We start from the raw sequence: 26,463 nt of genomic DNA on the forward strand, positions 1-26,463 counted from the left end.
ATATGAAATATAAATCACAAAAAGTAGCCTATTGGTTTTTTGCATTGTGCATGTTATTGTTTTCTCTGCAAATTATCTATGGGTTTATAATGGGCTTTGACCGAATTGGAATACAAGGCCTACACGAAATTATACCTTTTAATACAGCAAGAGCAGTTCACACAAACCTACTTGTTGTTTGGTTATTAACCGGATTCATGGGAGCTGCTTATTACATTATTCCAGAAGAAGCACAATGTGAACTAATTAGTGTTAAATGGGCATATATTCAATTAATTTCACTTGCAGTTGTTGGGGTTATAGCTATTGCTGGTTTTCACTTTAACCATTGGGAAGGAAGAAAATTTTTAGAAATCCCAAGAGAATTAGATTTCTTAGTAGTCGTTAATGTCCTAGTATTCTTAGGATTAATCTTAGGAACTCTTTTTAAAGGGAAAAGAAAAACTACTACAGCTTTAGTATTAACAATGGGATTAGTATTTGCAGCTTTATTATACATTCCTGGAATGATTTGGTTTGATAGTCAAGTAATGGATTCTTTCTTTAGATGGTGGGTAGTTCATTTATGGGTTGAAGGTGTATGGGAATTAATTATGGGAGGTATTTTATCTTACTTATTAATTAAACTTACTGGTGTAGATAGAGAAGTTATTGAAAAATGGTTATATGTAATTATTGGTTTAACATTCTTATCTGGAGTATTAGGTACAGGTCACCATTATTATTACATTGGTGTAAACAAAATTTGGTTAGTAATTGGCGGAATATTCTCTGCATTAGAACCTTTAGCTTTCTTAGCAATGGCATTATTTGCTGTAAACATGTATCGCAAAGGAGAAAAAAGTCATCCAAATAAAATTGCTTTATTTTGGACAATTGGTTCGGCAATAGTTTCTTTCGTTGGAGCAGGTTTATTAGGTTTTGCGCATACTTTACCGCAAACAAATCTTTATACTCATGGAACTTTAGTAACTGCAATGCACGGACATTACGCTTTCTGGGGAGCTTATGCAATGATTGTACTTGCAATTATTAGTTATGCTCTTCCGAACTTAACAGGACGTAAACGTTACAACAATACAAATGGACACATGGCTTTTTGGATTTCTAACATTGGAATTCTTGGAATGACTGTTGCCTTTGGTGTAGCCGGAGTAGCACAAGTTTATATGGAAAGAAAACTAAAAATGGATTTTATGGACGTGCAAAACGAAATTGCAATTCACTTTGTAGTTTTACTTGTCTGTGCAACAATGTTTACTGTAGGGATAAGTATGTATATTTATGAATTTGTTAAATATGGTTTACCAACAGATGAAGCTCTAGAATCTTAAAAAACGAAAAAACATGAAAAAACTTAAATTAATATTAACTGTTGCTACAATTGCATTATTTGTAAGCTGCAAATCAAACAACGAAGAAGAGACAATTGATGCTTCTAAAATAAAAACAGAAGGAGCTCCAATTATTGCAGAATTAACCTCACCTCCATTTGTACCAAAACCTATTGGAGATAGACCTGCAAAAAAATTAATTGTAAACTTGGAAATCATTGAAAAAGAAGGCGAAATGGCCGATGGTGTAAAATACATGTATTGGACATTTGGTGGTACTGTTCCTGGAAGTTTCATAAGAACAAGAGTTGGTGATGAAATTGAATTCCACTTAAAAAATCATCCAGATAACAAATTACCTCATAATATCGATTTACATGCCGTAACAGGTCCTGGTGGTGGTGCAGCTGCTTCATTTGTAGCTCCTGGTCATGAAGTAACTTTTTCATTTAAAGTGTTAAACGAAGGATTATTTGTTTACCACTGTGCAACTGCTCCTGTTGGAATGCATATTGCAAATGGAATGTATGGTTTAATTTTAGTTGAACCTGCAGGAGGATTACCAAAAGTAGATAAAGAATACTACATTATGCAAGGAGACTTCTATACTAAAGGCGCTTATGGGGAAAAAGGATTACAACCTTTTGATATGGCAAAAGCAATTAAAGAAGAACCAGATTACGTAGTATTTAATGGAAAAACTGGTGCTTTAACTGGTGATGGTGCTATTTCGGCAAAAGTTGGTGAAACAGTTCGTTTATTTGTAGGTAATGGTGGTCCAAACTTAGTATCTTCATTCCACGTTATTGGTGAAATTTTCGACAATGTTCATGTAGAAGGAGGATCAATGATTAATAAAAACGTACAAACTACATTAGTACCAGCTGGTGGTGCTGCAATTGTGGACTTTAAAGTAGATGTACCAGGAAATTTAGTTATTGTAGATCACTCTATTTTTAGAACATTTAATAAAGGAAGTCTTGGTGTTTTATCAGTTACTGGAGATGAAAATAAAACGATCTATTCTGGTACACAATCAGATAATGTTTATTTACCTGAAGGAGGAACAATTCAAACTATGCCAAATAGTAAGTCAGCTGCTCCTACAAAAGCAGTAACTCTTGCCGAAAGAATTGCAGATGGAAAATCAATTTATTCAACAACATGTTTTGCTTGTCATCAACCATCAGGTGAAGGTTTGCCAAATGCTTTCCCACCTTTAGCAAAATCTGACTATTTAAATGCTGATATAAATAGAGCGATTGATATTGTTATACATGGTAAAACTGGCGAAATGACTGTTAATGGTAAAAAATACAACAGTGTTATGACTGCACAAACATTAACAGATGATGAAATTGCAAATGTTTTAACTTATGTATATAGCACTTGGGGTAACAGCAAAAAAGAGGTTACTAAAGAAATGGTTACTAAAGTGAGAAATGAAAAAAAATAATTAATTAGTTTAATAACCATGGTAGTGTTTCATGAATTACTATCATGGTTATTTTTTTAAAAGTAGAAATTGAAAATCACAAAAATGTATAGAATATATTTTTTATTGATCATTATACTTATTGTTTCTTGCAAAAACAATGAAGAGCAAGTAACTACTAAAATTAGCTCTATTTCAAATGTAACTGTAGAAAAAGAAGCAGATAGCCCTTTTAAAGTTACAACTGAAATGGTTTTAATTAAAGGTGGAAGTTATGTGCCTTTATATGGAAAAAAACAAGAAGAAGTAATTGTAGACGATTTATATATAGATGTTTATCCTGTTACAAATGCTGAATATTTAGATTTTATTAAAAAGAATAAAAAATGGCAAAAATCAAAAGTAAAAAAAATATTTGCCGATGATAATTACCTTAGAAAATGGCAAAACGACACATTATTAAATGCTGATGCAAAACCAAATAGTCCAGTAACAAATGTATCATGGTTTGCTGCAAATGCATATTGTGATTGCCAAGGAAAAAGATTAGCAACTGTTGATGAATGGGAATATATAGGCATGGCAGATGAAAAAATTGCTGATGCTAGAAAATTAGAAACCTATAATCAAATGATTTTGGATTGGTATGAAAAACCAAAAACATATCAAAATGAAATTGGACATACCTTTAAAAATTATTATGGTATTTATGATTTACATGGATTAGTTTGGGAATGGACTTCCGATTTTAATTCCATTTTAATAACTGGTGAATCTAGAACTGATTCGGCAGAAAACAAGAACCTTTTTTGCGGAAGTGGCTCTTTAAACGCGACCGATTTAATGAATTACGCTGCTTTCATTAGATACGCTTTTAGAGGAAGTATCAAAGCAAATTATTCAGTGCAAAATTTAGGATTTAGATGTGTAAAAGATATTGAAAAATGAAAACAAAAATAATAGTACTCGTAGTTACAGGTTTGCTTCTATTAGGTTGTAAACAAGAAGAAAGTGAAATTAAAAAAACACCTATTTCAGAAGAATCAATCTTTAATTTAACCAGTAAATGGAAAACTCAAGATAATAAAACCATTGAAATAAAAGATTTCAGAGGAAAAGTTTCTGTAATGGTAATGATTTATACTACTTGTAAAGCAGCTTGCCCAAGATTAGTTGCAGATATGCGTGATATTGAATCTAAAATTCCAAAAGAAGATTTAAAAGATTTAAACTTCATTTTAGTAAGTATTGATCCAGAAACAGACACACCAGAAAGACTAAAAGTATTTGCGAAAGACAACTTTATGGACGATGAACATTGGACATTCTTACAAGGAACACCAACAACTGTACAGGAATTTGCTAATGTTTTAGCTGTAAAATATAAAAAAATTACGCCTATAGATTTTTCACATTCAAATATTATAAGTGTTTTTAATAGAGAAGGAGAATTAATACATCAACAAGAAGGATTAGGCGTAAATAATAAAGAAACCATTGATAAAATACTTGAAACAGTTAAAAAGTAAATTTTTATCAAATAAAAAATAAATAATGACTACAAAAGTTCCATTTTATAACCCAATAAACAAAGAAGTAGAAGTTTTTGAAAATGTGTACCAAAACAAAATTCCGTTTTTATTAAAAGGCCCAACTGGGACTGGAAAATCGAGATTTGTAGAATATATGGCTCACAAATTAGATAAAAAATTAATTACAATTAGTTGTCATGAGGAAACCTCTTCTACCGATTTAATTGGACGATTTATTATCAAAGGATCAGAAACTGTTTGGATAGACGGACCATTAACAAAAGCTTTAAAAGAAGGTTCAATTTTATATTTAGACGAAATTGCAGAAGCACGTCCAGACGTTATTGTAGCAATTCACTCCTTAACAGATCATAGAAGAGAGTTATACATTGACAAGCTAGGAGAAACTATAAAAGCGCACGAAGACTTTATGCTTGTTGCTTCATTTAACCCAGGATATCAAAGAGGGTTTAAAGAATTAAAACCTTCTACAAAACAACGTTTTACGGCATTGTCTTTTACGTATCCAGAAGCTTCTCAAGAAATTGAAATCCTTATTCAAGAAACAAATGTAGATGCAGATGTAGCTAAAAAATTAGTGAAAATTGGTAACAAAATTAGAAACCTTACAGAACTTGGTTTGGCCGAAACTGTTTCAACTCGTTTATTAGTAGATGCTGCAAAATTAATTCATACCAATTTACCAAAAAGATTAGCTGTAAAAGTTGCAATAGTTGAACCTTTAACAGACGATTTAGAAATAACTGAAGCCTTAACCGATTTATGTAATTTAATGATTTAATGGAACTTGACGAAATAATATACAGCAAGGTTTTACAGTTTTTCAAAAAGAACAAAAAGGTTGATGTTGATTTGGTTAACCGTACCGTTCATTTAGAAGAGATAAAATCTCGTTTAACTATTTTGGCAAGAGCTATTACAGGCGATGCTATTGAAATTTTCCCTGCTGAAAGAGAAGGCGGCTATAAAAACAACAACTTTTTTCTTCCACTTTCATTTGGTCAATTTACTACTTCTAAAGCCAATCTTTCTTTTTATTTTTTCAGAATTTTATATCTAACAGAACAAAGAAAATTAGAATTTAATTGGAATGAAACTCTAGAAAATAGTTTAGAAACATCACAACTAAAAGCCTTTGAATCTGCTCCAGTAGTTTTAAAAAATTTAGTTGAAGAATTTCCGTTAATGGCAGATTTACATCATGAATTTTATACTTTTTTTGATACACAAGAATCAAAAGACTTTAGTTGGTTATACGGAAAATGGATGCAAAATAGTCCAGAAGTTGAAAGCGATAAAATATTAAATATTTTTTCAGACTTAGTCAAAAAAGCTGATGAGGAAGAACAAGAACAAACAATTTTAAAAGCAAATCCGGTTGAAGAAGTAAAAAGTCTTGCAATTGATAAAAAACAGCAAGAGGATTACGTTTTGCTGCATAGTTTTGAAAAGGTTGAAACAGCAGAAGAGTTTAATGGAAATTGGCGCGATTTTGACGGTTCAGATGAACTAGAAAAACACCAAGAAGCATTAGAAGAATTGAATATGAAATTTACAGTTCGTGTAGATGATACTACGCATTCTGTGTACCAAGCTGACTTTGTTGAAAACACAACTATTTCTGAAAGTGCAGAAAGAGACGAAAAAGGGTATCACATAAAATATAACGAATGGGATTATTCATCAAAAGCGTACAAAGATTCTTTTTGTAAGGTCTACCCTATTTCTCAAGTAAAAACGGACGTTGATTATTATAATAATACAATTTCTAAAAAAGCATCTGTTCTAAATGGTTTGCGAAAAATGTTGACCAATGTTAATAATAAGATGCAACAACATCGAAGGCAATCACAAGGTGATGAATTTGATATTGATGCAACGACAGATATGATTACCGATGTTTTATCTAAAAAAACACCATCGGAAAATATTTATTTATCTAACCGAAAAAAAGATAAAGACATTTCAATTTTATTGCTTTTGGATATTAGTTTATCAAGCGATTCTTATGCTGCTGGAAACAAAATTATTGATGTAGAAAAACAAGTTTCAATCTTATTTGGAGAAATTTTAAATGAATTTGATATTGATTTTTCTATTAATTGCTTTTTCTCAAAAACAAGAAATTATTCAACCTATTTAACCTTAAAAGATTTCGACGAAGATTGGCAAAAAGCTAAATATAAAATTGGTGCTGCTGAACCACAGGGTTATACACGAATTGGTGCAGCCTTACGTCATTCGGGAGCTTTGCTAGAAAAAAGAGAATCCAAAAACAAATGGGTTATTTTTCTTTCTGACGGAAAACCAAATGATTATGATAAATATGAAGGAAAATACGGAATTAATGATGTTAAAAAAGCACTTAAAGAACTAAAGCAGAACCAAATTAACACATACGCTTTAGCAATTGAAGCGCAAGCAAAATATTATTTACCACTTATGTTTGGTCAAAATCACTACCAAATATTAACAAATCCAGAAGATTTATTAAAGTCATTGGTTAAATTATATGAAAAAATTAAACATTAAAAAATGAAAACAACAACTGTCGATTATAAAAATGTTTTTTACCCACCAGGAGGAATTTTAATGTGGATTGTCATCTTTTTAGAATTAATTACTTTTGGAATGGCTTTAGTAGCATTTGTTTATTATGGAGCTGAAGAACCAGAAGTTTTTCATCAATCTAAACTTCAATTAAATCCAACTATAGGCGCAATAAATACAATATTTCTACTAACAAGTGGATTATTCGTTGCAAATGCAATTCATTTCTATAAAGAAGGAAACATAAAAAAAACAACCTTCTTTTTTAAGCTAGCTATGCTTGGAGGTTTACTGTTTCTGTTTTTAAAAAGTTTTGAATATTATACTAAAATAGAAAACGGAATTACTTTAGATACAAATACATTTTTTTCTTTTTATTGGATGTTAACGGGTTTTCATATTATTCATGTTCTTATTGGGTTAGTTTTATTGTTTATAACTGAAAAAAATATAAGTAAGAATAAAGCTGAGTTAGAAGATGTAGAAGCATCAGCTGCTTTTTGGCATATGTGCGATATTATTTGGTTACTACTTTTCCCTATTATTTATTTAATTTTTTAGAAATGAAAAAACATTTAACTCTTGTATATGGAATAGTTTTATTACTAACTATTGCTACAGCAATTCTATCTAAATTTAGTGTTCATAAAACTGCAACCATTTCCATATTAGCACTATCGGGTGTTAAGTTTTTATTAGTTGCTTTTCACTTTATGGAATTAAAAAAAGCAAATGTGTTTTGGAAAGTAACCTTAAGTCTTTTTTTAATGCTACTAATTGGAATTATATCATTAATAATTTAATTTTTTTGTGATTTAAATCATAAGTAAAAAAGATACTTATCCTTTTTTTTGTACAACAATTAATTTAATACAACAAATATGGAAAAGCATAGCTATAATGTAAATTTAAAATGGGAAAAAGATCGTTTAGGAACTTTATCTTCAAATGAATTACCTTCAAAAATAGAAGTAGCAACTCCTCCAGAATTTGACAAAGGAATTCCTAATATTTGGTCACCAGAACATCTATACACAGCTTCTATTTTAAGTTGTTTTATGACTACTTTTTTGGCTGTTGCCGAATTTTCAAAATTTGAATTTATTGATTTTCAATGCAGTTCTGACGGAATATTAGAAAAAGTAGAAGGGAAATATTTAATGACACAAGTTATTATAAAACCAGTTTTAACAATTATCGATCCAAATGATACAGAAAAAGCAAATAGAATTTTACAAAAATCAGAAAAAGCTTGCTTGATTTCAAACTCTATTAAAACAGAAGTTTTAGTTCAACCAACGTTTAATTTTCAATAATCTTTTTTTGTTTTTTAATAGATGGAACAATCTAAAAAATACTTGTTAATATTACTCGTTCTAGTAACTGCTTTTACACTATATAACTTTAACATTTATACTTCCGAAACCAATTATACAACTATTCGATTAAGTAAAAAAGCAATTGAAGGTGAGAATATTTGGCTACAAAACAACTGTAATTCTTGTCATCAAATTTATGGCTTAGGTGGATATTTAGGTCCTGATTTAACCAACGTATATTCTACAAAAGGTAAAGGTGAAAAACTCATTAAAACCATTGTAAATAGCGCAATAAAATCAATGCCAAAGTTCAATTTTAACGAAGATGAGAAAGACTTATTAGTACAGTTTTTTAAAGAAATTGATCAAACAGGACATTACCCAGATATTAATGCAACAATTAGCAAGGATGGTTGGGTTACTATAAAAAACAAGACATTAGAAAATGAAAAAAAATAACTATCCTTTTTATTTTATAATCATTGCATTAATAGCTTTGTTTTTAGGAATGCTCTTTGGTTTATTAGGAGGCTTACAATATGTGTTTTCGGGTTTTATAAAAGAAAAACTTCCGTTCAATGCCATTAGACCACTTCATACTCTGTTTGTGGTATCGTGGATTTTATTGGCGCCAATAGGCGGAATTTATTATTATTTAACATCAAATTCGTCAATACTATTTTTTAAAAAAAACCTTATAAAATGGCATTTTTGGTTATTCATTTTAACAGGAATAGGCATAGCAATTTCTTATTTAACTAAAAACTTTGCAGGTAAAGAATATTTAGAATTTCCGAGTTATTTCTATTTTCCAATTGTCCTAGGTTGGATTTTATTTGGCATCAATTATTTTAAAACAATGCTCCCATCGTTTAAAAATTGGCCAGTATATTATTATATGTGGGCGACAGGAATTGTGTTAATGATTTTCCATTTTACCGAAGCACACTTATGGTTATTGCCTTATTTTAGAGATAATTATATTCAAAATATAGCCATGCAGTGGAAAGCTGGGGGTTCCTATGTTGGTTCTTGGAACATGTTAGTTTACGGAACTGCACTTTTTGTAATGTCAAAAATAAGTGGTAATAATAGTTATGCAACTTCAAAAAAAGCGTTTTTCTTTTATTTTTTAGGTTTAACTAATTTAATGTTTGGTTGGGCTCATCATATTTATATGGTTCCCACTGCTTCATGGATTCGTTATTTTGCATACGGAATAAGTATGACCGAATGGATTATTCTATTTTCAATTATATACGATTGGAAAAAAAATCTATCGCAAGAACAAAAAATCCAATTTTCAATTGCTTATAAATTTATGCGTTTGGCCGATTTATGGGTTTTTCTAAATATTGTAGTTGCCCTGTTAATTTCAATTCCATCTATTAATTTATTTACACATGGAACCCATATTACAGTTGCACATTCTATGGGAACAACCATTGGAATAAACACTTTAATTCTATTTTCATCAATAACTTATATTTTCAATACTGAATTTTCATTTACTTATAAAACGGTTAAAAAATTAAAAAACGGAATACAACTTTTTCACATTTCATTTATTTTATTTTGGGTAACACTTTTAATAATGGGATTAAAAAAAAGTATTTGGCTTTTTGGTAATTCAACCGAAACTTTTGGCCAATTTCAAGATTCACAACATGTTTTACATCTTGCTTTTGTGCTGTTTGGAATTGGAATTATTACAGGAATTGGAACCATTATTTATAATTTAATTAAAACATACACTGAAAAAAATAATTAAAAATATTTTATATGTCTAACAAAAAAAATAATCATACGTTTCACATTCCAGTAATGGGATTGGCGTATACAATAGACAGTCCAATAAGAATTGCCCAATATGGCATTTCTTCTGTGGTTTCAATAACTGACGATGACCTTATTGAAAAAATGAGAGCTTTTTATAGTGAAAAATTTAGTATTCCTTATCAAGAGATTTCACAAAAATTTAATGATTATCGTGCTGAAAGAATTACTCATTATTTAAATTTAATGGATACAATTGTAAACGATAAATTTGAAAAATTTAAACATGAATTAACAGAAAGCAAGTCAGCTTTAGAAAACTATATCGCTTTACTTCCAAATAAATCAGAACTTAAAAAAGGGCTTCAAGAGTTTATGGAAGAAGGGTTTTCAATTAAAGAAACATTAAAAAATTTTGTTGAAAAAAATGTTTCTGTAGGAGAAATTGATGTTAATATCATGACGAAAGTAGATAAAGAAAACTACATTGGAAATGAAAAACTATCAACAGAATTTAATGATGCGCATGCTGCTTTGCGTGGTTTTGCAAACAGCAATTTAAGCTCATCTGTAGTACTTTCAGCTGGTTTAAATCCCAGGTTATACAGCTATTTTGAAAATTTTTATGATTTCTTTCCAAATGAAAATTCATTTTTAAAAAAGAAAATAATTTTAAAAGTAAGTGATTATCGTTCTGCATTAATTCAAGGAAGTTTTTTAGCTAAAAAAGGGCTTTGGGTTTCTGAATACCGAATTGAATCGGGTTTAAATTGTGGCGGTCACGCTTTTGCAACTGACGGGTTATTATTAGGTCCAATTTTAGAAGAATTTAAAGTTAAAAGAACCGAATTAATAAATGCAACACATGAATTATTAGTAAAAGCATTAGAAATTAAAGAAATGCCAATTCCTAATGAACCTTTATCTTTAAAAATTACCGCACAAGGTGGAGTTGGAACAGCTGAAGAGCATGAATTTTTATTAGAAAATTATAATTTAGAAACTATAGGTTGGGGCTCTCCTTTTTTACTGGTTCCAGAAGCAACTTCATTAGATAAAGAAACTAGAAACCTTTTAGCAAAAGCAAAAGAAGATGATTTTTATTTGAGTAATATTTCTCCGCTTGGAGTTCCTTTCAATTCAATAAAAGGTGTTTCTAATGATTTTTGGAAGCAAAAAAGAATAGACGATAATAAAGCTGGAAGTTCTTGTCCTAAAAAATTCTTAGCATTAAATAAAGAATATAATGAAGAAGGTCTTTGTACAGCTTCAAAAAAATATCAAGACAAAAAACTTGCCGAATTAGAAGAAAATAAAGGTCAATTTTCATTAAATGGATTCATAAAACAAAAAACATTAATTACTGATAAAGCTTGTCTTTGCGTAGGTTTAGCAAATGCATCTTACATGGAAAATGACATGACAATTAAAGGGCAACAACAAGGAGTTGTTATTTGTCCTGGACCTAATTTGGCATATTTTGACAAAGAGATTTCTTTAGTTGAGATGGTTCAACATATTTATGGAAATACAAACATTTTAAAAAATAAAAATAGACCAAACATGTTTATTAATGAACTTAAAATGTATGTAGATTATTTTATAAAAGAAATAAACACACTTACAGCAGATAGCACAAATGCTAAATTAAAAAAGGTAACTAGTTTTAAAAATAATATTATTGAAGGTATTGAATATTATTCAAATTTATTTTCGAACTCAAATTTTTTCAGTTTAGATAAAGTTACTCTTCTAAAAGAGCTTGAAGATTATAAAAAACAATTATTAATAAACGTAAAAAGTACTGATAAATATCATCTTATAGCTTAATTCTATGTGTTAATTTTGTCTAAGAATTAAAACAATAAATACATTATTTATGAAAACAAGTTATATAAAAAAAGTCTCATTATCCTTATTTGCAGTAATTGGCATGAATACATTTGCACAAGAAATCGATGCAAATTTACAAATGAGACCACGTTACGAATATAGAAATGGCTTTAAAGGTTTAATGTTAGACAGCGAACTTCCAACTTCTTTTGTAACGCAAAGAACTAGGCTAAATTTAAACTTTAAGCAAGAAAAAATAACTGCAAAGCTTACATTTCAAAATATAAGAACATGGGGAGATGTTAAAACTACTACAAATGATGATAAAAATGGTGTGATGCTTTTTGAAGCTTGGGGACAATATAATTTTAATGAAAACTGGAGCACTCGAATTGGTAGGCAAGTTTTATCATATGACAACCAAAGAATATTTGGAGAAATTGATTGGATTCAACAAGGACAAAGTCATGATGCTCTTTTAATATCGTATAAAAAAGCTAAAAGTCAACTAGATTTAGGAGCTGCATTAAATGCGGACTCTGAAGCTTTATATCGTGACTTATATGTTACCAATTATAAAAATATGCAATATGCGTGGTACCATACAAATTTTAGTAGTTTACAAATGAGTTTATTAGCATTAAACACAGGTTTTCAATATGAAGAGCCTATTACTGCTGATTTAAAAGTAGATTATATGCAAACTTTTGGAACGTTTTTAAAATATAAAAAAAATAAATTAGATGCCGATTTAAGTATATATGCGCAAACGGGTAAAGGGAAGTTAATAACTGAAAACTCAACAGTAAGTACTTATAATATTGGCCTAAATCTAAACTACACTTTTACTGAAAAATTAAAAGCAGGGATTGGATATGAATTATTGTCTGGTAAAGACCAAACAGATACAAGCAATAAAATAAAATCCTTCAATCCTATTTTTGGAACAAACCATGCATTTAATGGATTAATGGATTACTTTTATGTAGGTAATTACAAAAACACAGTAGGTTTACAAGATATTTTCTTAAAACTGAATTATACTTCTAACAAATGGAAATTTAATGTATCACCTCATGTATTTATGACTGCAGCTGATGTAATAAATCCTATTGTACCAACAAAAACAATGGATAGTTATTTAGGTACTGAATTAGATTTAGTTGCTTCTTATCAATTACATAAAAACATTTCTATTTCTGCAGGGTATTCTCAAATGTTTGGATCTGACACCATGGAAGTACTTAAAACTGGTAACAAAGGATTAGATAATAATTTGGGCTGGGTAATGGTTAATATTGACCCTAGAATATTTACTTTTTCAAAATAATTAATTAGTTAATAGGTGGAAAAAGACTGTGTCGGCTAACTTGACATGGTCTTTTTCAATATTTATTACCATCTTATTTACCTTTTTATTTTAAATTTGAAAACTAAATACATTTCACATGATTTCTGTTCAACAAGCTATTAACCTATTAAACAATAATATTCCTAAGTCTAAAAAAAATCAGCTTTCTCTATTAGATGCGCAAAATCATATTCTTGCAGATGATGTAGTTTCAACTATAAATATGCCTCCTTTTAGACAATCAGCAATGGATGGGTTTGCATTAAACATTCATGATTCTTTAGTTTACAATTTAATTGGAGAAATTAAAGCTGGAGATTCTCATAAAATGGAATTAAAACCCGGTGAAGCTATAAAAATATTTACTGGAGCTGCTGTGCCAGATTCAGCTAATGCAGTAATACAAGTAGAAAAAACTTCTCTAAATGGAAACAGATTAGAGTTAAACGAAACCATAAATTTAAACACAAATATTAGACCCATTGGTGAACAAATAAAGACTAATGAAGTTGCACTTATAAAAGGAACGAAATTGAATGCTGCGTCTATTGGCTTTCTTGCAGGTCTAGGAATTACTACAGTGACAGTTTATAAAAAGCCTAGTATTGGTATTTTAGTAACAGGGAATGAACTTGTAAAACCAGGAAATAATTTAGAATACGGAAAAATCTACGAAAGTAATTCTATAATGTTACAAGCTGCTTTAATAGATTCCGAAGTTAAAAAAAGCACTATTTACGAAGTAAATGACGATTTCTTAAATACTAAAAATAGTATTAAAAAAGCGCTTAATGAAAATGATATTCTATTAATTTCTGGAGGAATTTCTGTTGGAGATTATGATTTCGTAAAAGGGGCATTGAATGAATTACAAGTCGAAACTCTTTTCTACAAAGTAAATCAAAAACCAGGAAAACCTTTATTAGCTGGAAAATTTGAAGATAAATTAGTTTTTGCACTTCCAGGAAACCCAGCTGCAAGTTTAACTTGTTATTATATTTATGTAAAGCCCATTTTAAAAAAAATAACTGGTGAATCAGAAAACTCTTCTACAATTAAAAAAGAAATAACGCACAATTTTATAGTAAATAATACACGAAGTCAATTTTTAAAAGCTAATTTTTCAGATAATAATGTTTCGGTTTTATCGCACCAACAATCTTCTATGTTAAATACTTTTGCGCTTTCCAATTGCCTAATTCATCTTCCAGAAGGAAACTACGAATTAAAAAAAGGTTCAAAAGTTGACATTTATCATATTTAATAACATTCTCATTTCGTTATCTTTGTAAAAGCATAACGAAAGAAGTTTATTTTGAAAATCAAAAGTAAAATTTGGATAGAGTCTAATAACGGAATTCTTTTAAGTGAAGGCCGCGTGCAATTACTTAAAATGATTGACGAAACAGGTTCTCTTAATAAAGCGTCTAAAGCGTTAAAAATTTCGTACCAAAAAGCTTGGCGTTTAATTGATGAAGTAAGTAAAACTACAAAGCAACCTATTATAGAAACCAAAATTGGTGGCGCAAAAGGTGGCGGAACAATATTAACTCCTTATGGAAAATCGTTAATTTCTATTTACGAAACTATAAATAAAGATTGTTGGCAGTTTTTAGACGAACAATTAAAAAAGCATTCTTTATGTTAGTATCTGAAATCTTAAATTCACCATTATTACTTTTACTATTACCAATAGTAGCCTTTTTATATGCAAGTGTTGGACACGGTGGAGCAAGTGGATATTTGGCGTTAATGAGTTTGTTTGCTCTACCAATTACATTCATGAAACCAACTGCTTTACTCTTAAATATTTTAGTTTCTGGAATTTCATTTTATTTTTATTACAGAGAGAAGAATTTTAAATGGAACTTATTTTATCCTTTTGCTATTACATCTATACCATTTTCTTTTTTAGGCGGATTTTTAACAGTGGATTCTAAAATTTATAAAATCATATTAGGAACATTATTATTATTTGCTGTTTTTCGATTATTAGGTTTCTTCGGAAAAGAAAAGGCTGAATTAAAAGAAATAAATATAAAATACGCATTACTAATTGGAGCAATAATTGGCTTTTTATCTGGCTTAATTGGTATTGGCGGAGGAATTGTATTGAGTCCGGTTTTACTATTACTAGGTTGGGCAAACATGAAACAAACTGCTGCAGTTTCTGCACTATTCATATTTGTAAATTCAATTTCTGGAATTTTCGGATTTTTATCAAAAGGAGGTGAAATACCAACTTCCTCTACTCTATTAATTGGAATTGTGCTTATTGGTGGTTTTTTTGGAGCGTATTATGGAAGTAAAAAATTCAACAATATTGTATTGCGAAATGTTTTGGCTTTTGTTTTAGGAATAGCAATTATTAAACTCTACACTATTTAATGAAAAACATTTCAGCATACATAATTGCAGGTGGAAAAAGTTCCAGAATGGGTTCTGATAAAGGTATGTTACTTTTAAACGAAACTGTTTTTATAGAACATATTGTAAAAGCATTACAAGAAGCAACTATTCAAAATATAACTATTGTTTCAGCCAATTCAGATTATGATTTTTTGAACTGTAATCGAATTGAAGATATATATCCTGATAAAGGTCCAGTTGGTGGAATTTTTACTGCTTTGTCACATTCAAAAACAGAACAAAACATTGTTTTAAGTGTAGATGTTCCGTTAATTTCAGCTGAAATTATTACTTGGTTGATTGCTAATATTGATGATGAAAAGCTAATTACACAAGTAAAAGTTGCAGATAAAACGAGTCCGCTAATTGCGGTTTATAATAGAAATGCAGTAAATACTTTTGAAGAACATCTAAAAAAAGAGCAATTAAGGTTAAAAATGGTTGTCGAAGCAATTCCGAATCAAACTATTGAAGTTCCTGAAAAATGGCATTCTTTATTGCAAAACATCAACACAAAAGAAGACTATCAAAACTTAATAAAATGACGATAACACTAAAATATTTTGGCTTATTAGCTGATATCACAAACACAAACGAAGAGTTGTTTCGTCTTGAAAAATCAGATTTTACAACAAACGATTTGATGCAACAATTGAATGAAAAATACACTGGTTTACAAAATGTTTCTTTTGTAATTGCTGTGAATAAATCAATTACCTCAACAGAAATTAATTTAAACAATAACGATACAATAGCATTATTACCTCCTTTTGCAGGCGGATAAAAAACAAAAATGGAACATTCAAAACAATATGCACGACAAATGGCTCTTCCTGAAATTGGAAGTCTTGGTCAGCAAAAAATACTAAACGCAAAAGTGTTGGTTATTGGTGCTGGTGGATTAGGCTGTCCTGTTTTACAAATACTGGCAGCTTCTGGTGTTGGAACACTTGGAATTGTGGATGGTGATGTTGTGGATGAAACGAATCTTCACCGTCAATTACTTTATACGACTGATGATTGCGGCACTAAAAAAGTGGTTGCTGCAGCCAATGCAATTCGTAAAATTAATTCAGATGTAAAGGTTAATGTATATCCTGAATTTATTTCTGAAAGTAATATTGCAACTATTGTAAAAGACTATGAAATATTAGTAGATTGCACGGATACTATTGCTACACGTTACCTTATTAACGATATAAGTGTTCATTTGGGTAAACCAATGATTTATGCTTCTATTCATAAATTTGAAGGACAAATTAGTGTTTTTAATTACCAAAACGGACCAACATATCGTTGTTTGTTTCCTGAGAAAAATTCGCAAGAAATTCCAAATTGCGTAACTACAGGAGTTTTAGGTGTTTTACCTAATACTTTAGGAATGTTACAGGCAACAGAAGTCATGAAAATCATACTTGGAATTGGAGAAGTTCTTTCAGGAAAGTTACTTATTTACAATGCTTTGAACATGTCTTTTAACGAATTAGAATTTAGTAAAAACGAAGAGCAAATTCGTATTGGAACTAAAAAAGGAACAGAATTAGAAAGCTCAGAAAAGCAAAATCATGAAGTCAATAAAGAGGCTTTTTTAGATTTTTGTTCGAATGAAAACTATACGATTATTGATTTACGTGAAGTACATGAAACACCAAAATTAAAGCATAAAAACATCATCAATATTTCGTTTTTAGAAATAGAAAAGCATATTAATCAATTTCAAAAAGACCAACCTATTATTCTTTTTTGTCAGAGTGGCATTCGCAGTAAAAAAGCGTTAAAATTTTTTTTAGAAAAAGGATTTACAAACATAGCACATTTACAAAAAGGCATTCAAAAGGTACAATTAGAAGTTATTTAAAATATTAGAAAAATGGAAACACCAAAACCTATAAAAAAATCATTTGTTCAAGGACCAATTTCAGCAGAATTCATTGGCAACTCTATTGCTAAACACCAAACTAAAACATCTATTGGTGCACATAATATTTTTCTAGGTCAAGTTCGTGCCGATGAAATAGATGGAAAAACAGTTGCAGCAATTGACTATTCGGCTTATGAAGAAATGGCGGAACAAAATTTTCATGAAATACGTGAAGCTGCTTTTGAAAAGTACGATCTAACTTGTTTACATATTTATCATAGTTTAGGAAATGTAAAAGCAGGTGAAATTTGTCTGTTTGTATTTGTATCTGCTCCAAGAAGAAAAGTCGTGTATGAAGCATTGAACTATTTGGTAGAAGAAATTAAAGAGAAAGTAGCCATTTTTGGTAAAGAAATATTGGAAGACGAAACCTATACTTGGAAAAAAAATAACTAATCATGGTAGATATTACTCATAAAATCATCACGCAAAGAACAGCAACAGCTCAAGCAATTGTAAAAGTTGGAAGTTCTGAAACTATAAAAGCAATCAAAGACAAAACTGTTCCAAAAGGAGATGTTTTAGAAGTGGCAAGAACTGCTGGTTTATTTGCGGTGAAAAATACTTCAAACGCTATTCCAGATTGTCATCCATTACCTATTGAATACACAGCAATTGCTTATGATATTCAAGAAATGGAAATTCATATTGAAATCACTGTAAAAACCATTTACAAAACCGGAGTTGAAGTGGAAGCTATGCACGGAGCAAGTATTGTTGCTTTAACTATGTACGACATGCTGAAACCTATTGATAAAAATGTAGAAATTTCAACGGTTAAATTATTACATAAAAAAGGTGGAAAATCTGATTTTAACGATGCTAAAAGTTTAAATCTAAATGTAGCAGTAATTGTCTGTTCCGATAGTGTTTCAAAAGGAAGTAAACAAGATAGTGCAGGAAAAGCAATCACTTCTAAATTGAATACTTTAGGTTTAGATGTTACCAATTATATTATCATTCCAGATGAAATTACAGATATTCAAAAAACAGTAAACACATTAAAAGAAAACAAAACAGACTTAGTTATTTTAACTGGTGGAACAGGTTTGTCGAATAGAGATGTTACACCTGAAGCCTTAATTCCTCTATTAGACAGAAGAATCCCAGGTATTGAAGAAGCAATTCGTTCGTACGGACAAGACAGAACTCCTTATGCCATGTTATCTCGAAGTGTGGTTGGATTTATTGGATCTACTTTAGTAATTGCTTTACCAGGCTCTACAAATGGAGCAAGCGAATCGATGGACGCTATTTTTCCATCTGTATTGCATTTATTCAAAATAATTAATGGTTTTAACCACGGAAAATAATATGTTGAAAATAGAAGATTTACACGGTCGAGTGCACGATTATTTACGAATTTCAATTACTGAAAATTGTAACCTTCGTTGCACCTATTGTATGCCTGCCGAAGGAATAAATTTGACTCCAAAAGCACATATAATGACGGCTGATGAAATTGAAACTATTGCCAAGACATTTGTATCACTTGGAGTAAAAAAAATTCGATTAACAGGTGGAGAACCATTAGTTAGAAAAGATGCTCGCGATATTATTGAACGTCTTGGAAAATTAAACATCGATTTAAATATTACCACAAACGGACTTTTAGTTCATGAATATATTAATACTTTTAAGGCAGCCGGAATTTCGTCTTTAAATATAAGTTTGGATACTTTACAAAAGGAAAAATTCAAACAAATTACCAGACGTGATCATTATGATACACTTTGGAAAAACATCGAATTACTTTTAGAAAATAATTTTATTGTAAAACTAAATGTTGTATTAATAAAAGGTTTTAATGATTCCGAAATTATTGATTTTATTAATCTTACCAAAACCTTAAATATTAAAATTCGATTTATAGAATTTATGCCTTTTAACGGAAACCAATGGGACAAATCGAAATTGGTAACTTATGCAGAAATTCTAGAAAAAGTAGATAATCATTTTAAAGAAAACACTATTCTTCGAATGGAAGATAAACTAAACGATACTGCAAGAAATCATAAAATAGAATCCTTTAAGGGAAGTTTTTCGGTAATTAGTTCTGTTACCAATCCTTTTTGTGGTACTTGTAATAGAATTCGTTTAACTGCCGATGGAAAACTAAAAAACTGTTTGTTTTCCAATACTGAAAATTCCTTATTAGAAACTTTACGAGATGGAAAAAGTATACTTCCTATAATTGAAAAAAATATTAAATCTAAATTTCCTGTTAGAGGCGGAATGGAAAATGATGCAGAATTTCAAAACCCAAAGCTTTTCTCTAAAAATAGAAGCATGATAAAAATAGGAGGTTAAGAAAAAATTAACATTTACTGATAATTGTCATAAAATTTCCAATCTAGGAGAACTAATTTTACACAAAATTAATTATTTAAGGGTATGAGTAATTTATCACAATCACACAAAATATTATTTATAAATACTTTAGCGTTTACAATATGCTTTGCTTGTTGGACACTAAATGGTGTTTTAGTAACCTATTTAATAGACAAGGGAATTTTTAATTGGACTGTTATTGAAGCAGGATGGTTAATGGGTATTCCTATTTTATCTGGAGCTTTAACAAGATTGCCAATAGGAATTTTAACCGATAAATACGGTGGTAAAAAAGTATTTACATGGTTATTGTTTTTATGTGCCATTCCTTTATTTTTAATTCCGTTAGCTGATTCATTTTGGGGATTCGCTATTTTAAGTTTATTATTTGGTGTGGTTGGAGCGAGTTTCGCTGTAGGTATTGGATATACTTCTGTTTGGTATCCAAAAGAATGGCAAGGTAGAGCTTTAGGTATTTTTGGAATGGGAAATGCGGGTGCCGCATTAACTACTTTTTTAGCTCCTTCTTTATTAAACTACTTTTCAGAAAGTGATCCTATAAATGGTTGGAAACTTTTACCAATTACTTACGGAATTGTACTTGTAGTTATCGGATTCTTATTTGTTTTATTGACAAAAGAGAAAATTGTTCAAGGAGAAACAAAAAACATCAAAACACTTTTACAACCTCTAAAGTCTATGAGAGTTTGGAGATTTGGAATTTATTATTTCTTAGTTTTTGGATGTTTCGTAGCCTACTCTCAATGGTTATTACCAAATTTCATGAATGTATACCATACAACTTTAGTAATGGGAGGTATGTTTGCAACATTGTTCAGTTTACCTTCAGGAATTATTAGAGCGTTTGGAGGTTATTTATCGGATAAATTTGGAGCAAGAAAAGTAATGTATTGGGTTTTAGGAACTTCAATGGTTATTAGTTTTTTATTAATGTTTCCTAAAATGGAAGTTTTTACTGCTGGTCCTGGAGTTTTGGCAGGAAATAATGGTATTGTTACCAATGTTACTTCTGAAAAAATAATGGTTAATGATAAAGAATATGTTATTGCGCCAAAAACAGAAAAACAATTAACTAACAAACCAATTTTTCCAGTAAAATCATCTTGGCAAGAAGTAATTGTTGCAGAAAACCAATCAGTAAAAAAGAAAGAATTATTAGCAAAAGGTGTTACACATATTCAGTTTGAAGCAAACATGTGGGTTTATTTAGTTTTAGTTGTTCTAATTGGTGCTTGCTGGGGAATTGGTAAAGCAGCAGTTTACAAACATATTCCAGAGTATTTTCCGAATGAAATTGGTGTTGTAGGTGGAATGGTAGGACTTATTGGTGGGCTTGGAGGTTTTTTCGGGCCAATTGTTTTTGGTTACTTATTAACTTCTACAGGGTTTTGGACAAGTTCGTGGTTCTTCATTTTTGCAGTATCAACAATCTGTTTAATATGGATGCACAAAACAATTATTAAAGCAATTCGTAAAAACAATCCTGAATTTACAACACAAATCGAACAAAAATAATAGTACAATTAATTTTACCTAATTAGTTAAAAATTTAATAATAAAAATATGGCAGTAAATATTAAAGATTGGAACGTAGACGATGAAGGTTTCTGGAAGTCTACAGGAAAAAAGATAGCAGATCGAAATCTATGGACTTCAATTCCTGCGTTATTACTAGCTTTCTCTGTATGGATTATGTGGGGAGTACTAATTAAGTACATGAAAGAATTTGGTTTCAATTTCGGGATGACCGATGGATTAGTTACTGGAACTACAGAATATATAAATGCTTTGAAAGAAGTAAATAATCTATACTATACTTTACCAGCAATTGCAGGTTTAGCAGGTGCAACTTTACGATTACCTAACTCTTTTTTAATTTCATTAGGAGGAGGTAGAAATGTAGTTTTTATAACAACTGCGTTATTACTTATTCCGGCAATTGGTACAGGCATAGCGTTGTCAGATGTAAACTCATCTTATCTCTTTTTTGCAGCAATGGCTCTATTTTCAGGACTTGGGGGAGGTAATTTCTCTTCATCAATGAGTAATATATCATTCTTTTTTCCAAAAAAAGCGCAAGGATATGCTCTTGGAATGAATGCAGGGCTTGGTAATTTAGGTGTTGCTATTATGCAAAAAACAATTCCGTTTATTGTTACATTCTCATTATTTGGTGGTACAGCTGGTGCAATTGCAACTGCAAAAGGAGCTCCTTTTGAAGGGATGCAAAATGCTGCATGGATTTGGGTTCCACTTATTGTATTAGCTTCTTTAGCTGCATTTTTTGGAATGAATAATGTAGATTCAGGAACTCCAAGTATGCCAGATACAGCAAAAGGGGTTTCAAAAACACTCTACATGATTGTACTAGGTTTAATAGCTGCTGGTATTGGTGCTTTTATGTTAGTTGGAATTCCGTGGGATTCATTTGGAATGAAAGATTCTGCAATGTGGATTGTACTTCCTTTAGTAATAGTACTAACTGTTTTATTAATGAAATATGGTACACCTGCTGATATAAAAGAAAATCTTAATAAACAATTTTCAATACTTGGAGATAAACATAATTGGATTATGACAATAATCTATACTATGACTTTTGGTTCATTCATTGGTTTTTCTATGGTGTTCCCAAAATTAGCGCAAGATATATTTGTATACACAAATCCATTAGATCCTGAATGGGCAAACCCTAACGCTCCTAACATTATGCTTTGGGCCTTCTTGGGGCCAATGTTTGGTGCTTTAGTTAGACCAATTGGAGGAATTCTTTCTGATAAAGTAAATAGTGGTGCTAAAATTACAATGTGGAGTACTATTTTTCAAATTATAGCTGCTTTAACTGTTGCCTATTATGTTGTGCAAGCAAGAAGTTCTGAAACTCCAGAATCATATTGGTGGCCTTTTTTCGGAGCATTCATGGTTTTATTCTTAACAACTGGTATTGGAAACGGTTCAACTTTTAGAAGTATCCCGTATATTTTTAGCAAAGAAAAAGCAGGACCTGTTTTAGGATGGACAGCTGCAATTGCTGCTTATGGAGCATTTATTATCCCTAATGTATTTGGGCAGCAAGTTACTGCAGGAACACCTGAATATGCGCTATACGGTTTTGCAGTTTATTATTTAATTTGTTTAGTTCTTAACTGGTGGTATTACCAAGGGCCTAAAAGAGAAGTGGATAATCCATAATTTTTTTTACAACTTCAAAAAATGTAAAAAAACAAATTAAAATAATATTTACTATATTTAAGTCATGATATAACTTGTCTTCTTAAAAACACTCTCAAAAGACAAGTTATATTAACTAATAAACACAAAGTATACAGATGAAAAATAAAACATTTAATACAAAGGCATTACTTATAGCTACTGGCTTATCTATAGTTATGGTTTCTTTGGTGTTTTTTGGATCTAGAAATCTACAAAATTTTGATGCAGCATTAATTACCTATTTATTTGGGACAATATTTGCCTTTTTCGGAATCGTATATAGATATTCCGTTTGGTTGCAACGTCCTCCAACATGGATTTATTTTAAAAGAGGAATTACTTATTTGGTAACTGGAAAAGTGTTTTCACATCTTTGGTTTGTATCCAAAGAATCTATCGAGAATATAGCTTTTCAGAAATTTATTTACCCAAGAGGAAAGTACCGTTGGATTGCCCATTTTATGATAGCAATTGGTTGTACTTCAGCCTTTTTAATTACTATACCACTTACCTTTGGGTGGATACACTTTAGCTTGGCTCCAGGTGGAATTGACATTTATGAAGCACACTTCTTTGGTTTTCATATGATGTCATTTAAATTAGGTTCTATTATGGCTTTTATGACTTTTCATGCCTTAAACTGGTCATCATGGTTAGTTATTTTAGGCTCATTATATTATTTAAGAAGACGATTAACAAATCCAGGTTTAATTGCAACACAAACATTCGAAGGTGATTTACTTCCATTGTTATTATTAATTGCAATTTCAGTTACTGGTTTAGGACTTACTTTTTCCTACCAATTCATGAAAGGTTTTGCATTTGATTTCTTAGCTGTAATTCATGCTGTAACCGTAATTATGTTTTTAATATGGATTCCGTTTGGAAAATTCTTTCATATCATTCAAAGACCAGCTCAAATTGGAGCACATATCTATAAACAAGAAGGAATAAAACAAGGAATGGCAGTTTGTGAGCATACTGGTAAAGAATATGCAACTAACTTACATGTGAATGATCTAAAAATAGTTACAAAAGAGTTAGGTTTCAACTTTGACAGAGAAGATGGATCGTCACATTTAGATTTAAGTCCAGAAGGAAAAAGATCTCGTTTAGCGCAAGCGCATTTAAAAGCAAGATTAGAAGGTGGAAAATTATTCGGTTAATAAATAAAGATTAAAAAAAAATAGCATGGCAAAGTTACCTGTTCCAGCAGAAAAAATAATAGAACAATTTGGTCCTAGTTTGAATTATTCACCAAAAGATGGATATGAAGGTAGAGATGAGCCAGATAAAGTGGTTGAAACGCATTGTTGCTTTTGTGGTATGCAATGTGGAATAAAGTTATTAGTAAAAACAAACAAAGTGGTTGGTTTTGAACCATGGATGGAATTCCCATTTAACGAAGGTCGTCTTTGTCCTAAAGGAGTTCAACGCTACTTACAAAATAATCATCCAGATAGATTATTAGGTCCAATAAAACGTGTCGAAGGAAAAGGTTTTGAACCTACTTCTTGGGATGAAGCTATGGATAAAACGGTTTCAGAGATAAAACGAATTCAGGAAAAATATGGAAATGATGCATTTTCTATGCTTTCTGGAGTTTCTTTAACGAATGAGAAAAGTTACCTGGTTGGTAAATTTGCCCGTATCGCTTTAAAGACAAAAAACCTTGACTACAATGGCCGTTTGTGTATGGTAAGTGCTGGTGCTGGAAACAAAAAAGCCTTTGGTCTAGATAGAGCTTCTAATACTTATGCCGATTTAGAATATGCCGAAGTAATTATCGTTGCTGGAGCAAACATTAGTGAGACCTTCCCTACTCTAACTCATTGGATTTGGAAAGCAAGAGATAGAGGTGCAAAAATTATTGTTATTGATCCCCGTGTGATTCCTTTAGCAAGAACTGCTGATGTGCATTTAGATGTAAAACCTGGTACAGATTCGGCTTTATATGGTGCAATGTTAAAGTATTTGGTTGACAACGACATGCTAGACCATGATTTTATAGATAATTATACTTCTGGTTTTGATATTACTATTGATGCTGTTAAAGATTATACTTTAGAATGGGCAGAAGGAATAACAGGAATAAAGAAGGAAAAAATTAAAGAAGCAGCTGAACTTTGGGGTAAAGCTAAAACTAGTTTCTTTTTACATGCAAGAGGAATTGAACACCATTCTAAAGGTGTAGATAATGTTTTAGGTTGCATCAATTTAGTATTAGCAACAGGAAGAATAGGAAGACCGTATTGCGGTTACGGAACTATTACTGGTCAAGGAAATGGTCAAGGAGGTAGAGAACACGGACATAAATGTGACCAGTTACCTGGAAATAGAGATATTGAAAACCCAGAACATAGAAAATATATTTCAGAAGTTTGGGGAATAGATGAAAAAGATATGCCTGGTAAAGGATTGTCTGCATATGAAATTATTGAAGCGATTCATAGAGGTGAAATTAAAGGTTTAATTTCAATTTGTTTTAATCCTTTAGTATCCTTACCAAATAGCAACTATGTTAGAGAAGCCCTTGAAAAATTAGAATATTATGTGTGTATTGACTTTTTCTTAAATGAAACTGCTCGTCATGCTGATATTGTTTTAGCAGGTTCTTTACAAGAAGAAGAAGAAGGAACTACAACTTCTGCAGAAGGTAGAGTAATTAGAATACGTCAAGCAGTAACTCCTCCTGGAGATGCTAGAACGGATACTTCTATTATATTAGAATTAGCGGAAAGATTAGGCGTAAAAGATAAATTTACATTCGAAAATAGTGAAGCTATTTTTAATGAATTAAGAGTGGCATCAAAAGGTGGTACTGCAGATTATAACGGAATTACTTATAAAAGAATTGAAGATAATATGGGAATGTTCTGGCCATGTCCTACGGAAGACCATCCAGGAACGCCAAGACTTTGGGAAGATAAAAAATTTAAAACACCAGATGGTAAAGCACACTTTAACCCAGCTCCCTATAAATTACCAGGTGAAGTTACAGATGAAAATTATCCTGTAACATTAACGACAGGACGTGTAGTTTCGCAATATTTAAGTGGAACACAAACACGTAGAATTGGAAAATTAGTAGATCAATACCCTGAGCCTTTATTAGAATTACACCCAGAATTGGCAGCGAAATATGGCATTCAACAAAACGAACTTATTAAAGTAAGTACTCGTAGGGGTGAAGGTATATTCCCAGCAAATATTGTAGAAACAATTCGTAAAGACACTGTTTTTATTCCTTACCATTGGTCAGGTTTAAAATCAGCAAATTTATTGACTCCCGGGACATTAGATCCAATTTCAAAAATTCCAGAATTTAAAGTTTCTGCTTGTAAATTAGAACCCTTAAAAGAACAAGCAAAACCATCAAGTGAAACCAAAGCATACGCAAGTATCTAATCTATAAAA

26 protein-coding genes are annotated in these 26,463 nt (G+C 30.6%); all 26 read left to right on the plus strand.

What is annotated here, in order from left to right:
• Positions 1-2 precede the first annotated feature (2 nt).
• The 26 genes from OLM55_RS00305 (at position 3) to OLM55_RS00430 (ending at position 26,454) form a co-directional block, all read left to right on the plus strand.
• Positions 3-1,334, plus strand: coding sequence for a cbb3-type cytochrome c oxidase subunit I (locus tag OLM55_RS00305; RefSeq protein WP_264559429.1), 1,332 nt, complete (start codon positions 3-5; stop codon positions 1,332-1,334).
• A 13-nt stretch (positions 1,335-1,347) separates the two neighbouring features.
• Complete coding sequence (gene nirK / locus OLM55_RS00310) at positions 1,348-2,790, plus strand: copper-containing nitrite reductase (RefSeq protein ID WP_264559430.1); 1,443 nt, start codon at positions 1,348-1,350, stop codon at positions 2,788-2,790.
• 84 nt (positions 2,791-2,874) lie between these two features.
• Entirely contained in the window at positions 2,875-3,717 is an 843-nt protein-coding gene (locus tag OLM55_RS00315; RefSeq protein ID WP_264559431.1) for a formylglycine-generating enzyme family protein, read from the plus strand.
• Positions 3,714-4,298, plus strand: a complete 585-nt coding sequence (locus OLM55_RS00320) for an SCO family protein (protein ID WP_264559432.1) — start codon at positions 3,714-3,716, stop codon at positions 4,296-4,298. Before OLM55_RS00315 ends, OLM55_RS00320 begins: the two co-directional genes overlap by 4 nt.
• A gap of 25 nt (positions 4,299-4,323) precedes the next feature.
• Positions 4,324-5,103, plus strand: a complete 780-nt coding sequence (locus OLM55_RS00325; RefSeq protein ID WP_264559433.1) for a CbbQ/NirQ/NorQ/GpvN family protein — start codon at positions 4,324-4,326, stop codon at positions 5,101-5,103.
• Positions 5,103-6,854, plus strand: coding sequence for a nitric oxide reductase activation protein NorD (locus OLM55_RS00330; RefSeq protein ID WP_264559434.1), 1,752 nt, complete (start codon positions 5,103-5,105; stop codon positions 6,852-6,854). The genes OLM55_RS00325 and OLM55_RS00330 overlap by 1 nt, the downstream gene beginning before the upstream one ends.
• A 3-nt stretch (positions 6,855-6,857) precedes the next feature.
• Positions 6,858-7,433, plus strand: a complete 576-nt coding sequence (locus OLM55_RS00335) for a cytochrome c oxidase subunit 3 (protein WP_264559435.1) — start codon at positions 6,858-6,860, stop codon at positions 7,431-7,433.
• A 2-nt stretch (positions 7,434-7,435) separates the two neighbouring features.
• Positions 7,436-7,675: a cytochrome C oxidase subunit IV family protein gene (locus OLM55_RS00340; RefSeq protein ID WP_264559436.1), complete on the plus strand. Its 240-nt coding sequence runs from the start codon at positions 7,436-7,438 to the stop codon at positions 7,673-7,675.
• A 78-nt stretch (positions 7,676-7,753) separates the two neighbouring features.
• A complete protein-coding gene (locus OLM55_RS00345; protein WP_264559437.1) occupies positions 7,754-8,188 on the plus strand; it encodes an OsmC family protein in 435 nt (144 codons plus the stop codon).
• A 21-nt stretch (positions 8,189-8,209) separates the two neighbouring features.
• Positions 8,210-8,650, plus strand: coding sequence for a c-type cytochrome (locus OLM55_RS00350; protein ID WP_264559438.1), 441 nt, complete (start codon positions 8,210-8,212; stop codon positions 8,648-8,650).
• On the plus strand, positions 8,637-9,962 hold the full coding sequence (locus OLM55_RS00355; protein ID WP_264559439.1) for a cbb3-type cytochrome c oxidase subunit I: 1,326 nt from the start codon (positions 8,637-8,639) through the stop codon (positions 9,960-9,962). Before OLM55_RS00350 ends, OLM55_RS00355 begins: the two co-directional genes overlap by 14 nt.
• An 11-nt stretch (positions 9,963-9,973) precedes the next feature.
• Positions 9,974-11,797, plus strand: a complete 1,824-nt coding sequence (locus OLM55_RS00360; RefSeq protein WP_264559440.1) for a hypothetical protein — start codon at positions 9,974-9,976, stop codon at positions 11,795-11,797.
• A gap of 49 nt (positions 11,798-11,846) precedes the next feature.
• Positions 11,847-13,130: an alginate export family protein gene (locus OLM55_RS00365; protein WP_264559441.1), complete on the plus strand. Its 1,284-nt coding sequence runs from the start codon at positions 11,847-11,849 to the stop codon at positions 13,128-13,130.
• A 118-nt stretch (positions 13,131-13,248) separates the two neighbouring features.
• On the plus strand, positions 13,249-14,415 hold the full coding sequence (glp, locus tag OLM55_RS00370) for a gephyrin-like molybdotransferase Glp (RefSeq protein ID WP_264559442.1): 1,167 nt from the start codon (positions 13,249-13,251) through the stop codon (positions 14,413-14,415).
• A gap of 51 nt (positions 14,416-14,466) precedes the next feature.
• Positions 14,467-14,799 carry a winged helix-turn-helix domain-containing protein gene (locus tag OLM55_RS00375; protein WP_264559443.1) on the plus strand — a complete coding sequence of 111 codons (333 nt, stop codon included), beginning with the start codon at positions 14,467-14,469 and terminating at the stop codon, positions 14,797-14,799.
• Positions 14,793-15,539 (plus strand): sulfite exporter TauE/SafE family protein, encoded by a 747-nt coding sequence (locus tag OLM55_RS00380; RefSeq protein ID WP_264559444.1) that lies wholly within the window; start codon positions 14,793-14,795, stop codon positions 15,537-15,539. The genes OLM55_RS00375 and OLM55_RS00380 overlap by 7 nt, the downstream gene beginning before the upstream one ends.
• A complete protein-coding gene (locus OLM55_RS00385; RefSeq protein WP_264559445.1) occupies positions 15,539-16,105 on the plus strand; it encodes a molybdenum cofactor guanylyltransferase in 567 nt (188 codons plus the stop codon). Before OLM55_RS00380 ends, OLM55_RS00385 begins: the two co-directional genes overlap by 1 nt.
• Positions 16,102-16,344 (plus strand): MoaD/ThiS family protein, encoded by a 243-nt coding sequence (locus OLM55_RS00390; RefSeq protein WP_264559446.1) that lies wholly within the window; start codon positions 16,102-16,104, stop codon positions 16,342-16,344. Before OLM55_RS00385 ends, OLM55_RS00390 begins: the two co-directional genes overlap by 4 nt.
• 9 nt (positions 16,345-16,353) lie before the next feature.
• Entirely contained in the window at positions 16,354-17,418 is a 1,065-nt protein-coding gene (locus OLM55_RS00395) for a HesA/MoeB/ThiF family protein (RefSeq protein ID WP_264559447.1), read from the plus strand.
• A 12-nt stretch (positions 17,419-17,430) separates the two neighbouring features.
• Positions 17,431-17,877, plus strand: a complete 447-nt coding sequence (locus OLM55_RS00400; protein ID WP_264559448.1) for a molybdenum cofactor biosynthesis protein MoaE — start codon at positions 17,431-17,433, stop codon at positions 17,875-17,877.
• Between the two features lie 2 nt (positions 17,878-17,879).
• Positions 17,880-18,794, plus strand: coding sequence for a bifunctional molybdenum cofactor biosynthesis protein MoaC/MoaB (gene moaCB / locus OLM55_RS00405; RefSeq protein WP_264559449.1), 915 nt, complete (start codon positions 17,880-17,882; stop codon positions 18,792-18,794).
• A 1-nt stretch (position 18,795) separates the two neighbouring features.
• The gene (moaA, locus tag OLM55_RS00410) at positions 18,796-19,791 is read left to right on the plus strand and encodes a GTP 3',8-cyclase MoaA (RefSeq protein WP_264559450.1); all 996 of its coding nucleotides are present in this window, start codon (positions 18,796-18,798) and stop codon (positions 19,789-19,791) included.
• A gap of 84 nt (positions 19,792-19,875) precedes the next feature.
• Complete coding sequence (locus OLM55_RS00415; protein ID WP_264559451.1) at positions 19,876-21,348, plus strand: MFS transporter; 1,473 nt, start codon at positions 19,876-19,878, stop codon at positions 21,346-21,348.
• Between the two features lie 48 nt (positions 21,349-21,396).
• Entirely contained in the window at positions 21,397-23,025 is a 1,629-nt protein-coding gene (locus tag OLM55_RS00420) for a hypothetical protein (RefSeq protein WP_264559452.1), read from the plus strand.
• 137 nt (positions 23,026-23,162) lie between these two features.
• Entirely contained in the window at positions 23,163-24,212 is a 1,050-nt protein-coding gene (locus tag OLM55_RS00425) for an MFS transporter (protein WP_264559453.1), read from the plus strand.
• Between the two features lie 25 nt (positions 24,213-24,237).
• On the plus strand, positions 24,238-26,454 hold the full coding sequence (locus OLM55_RS00430; protein WP_264559454.1) for a molybdopterin oxidoreductase family protein: 2,217 nt from the start codon (positions 24,238-24,240) through the stop codon (positions 26,452-26,454).
• Positions 26,455-26,463: the final 9 nt, after the last annotated feature.

Source organism: Flavobacterium sp. N2270, from assembly GCF_025947225.1.
GTDB lineage: Bacteria > Bacteroidota > Bacteroidia > Flavobacteriales > Flavobacteriaceae > Flavobacterium.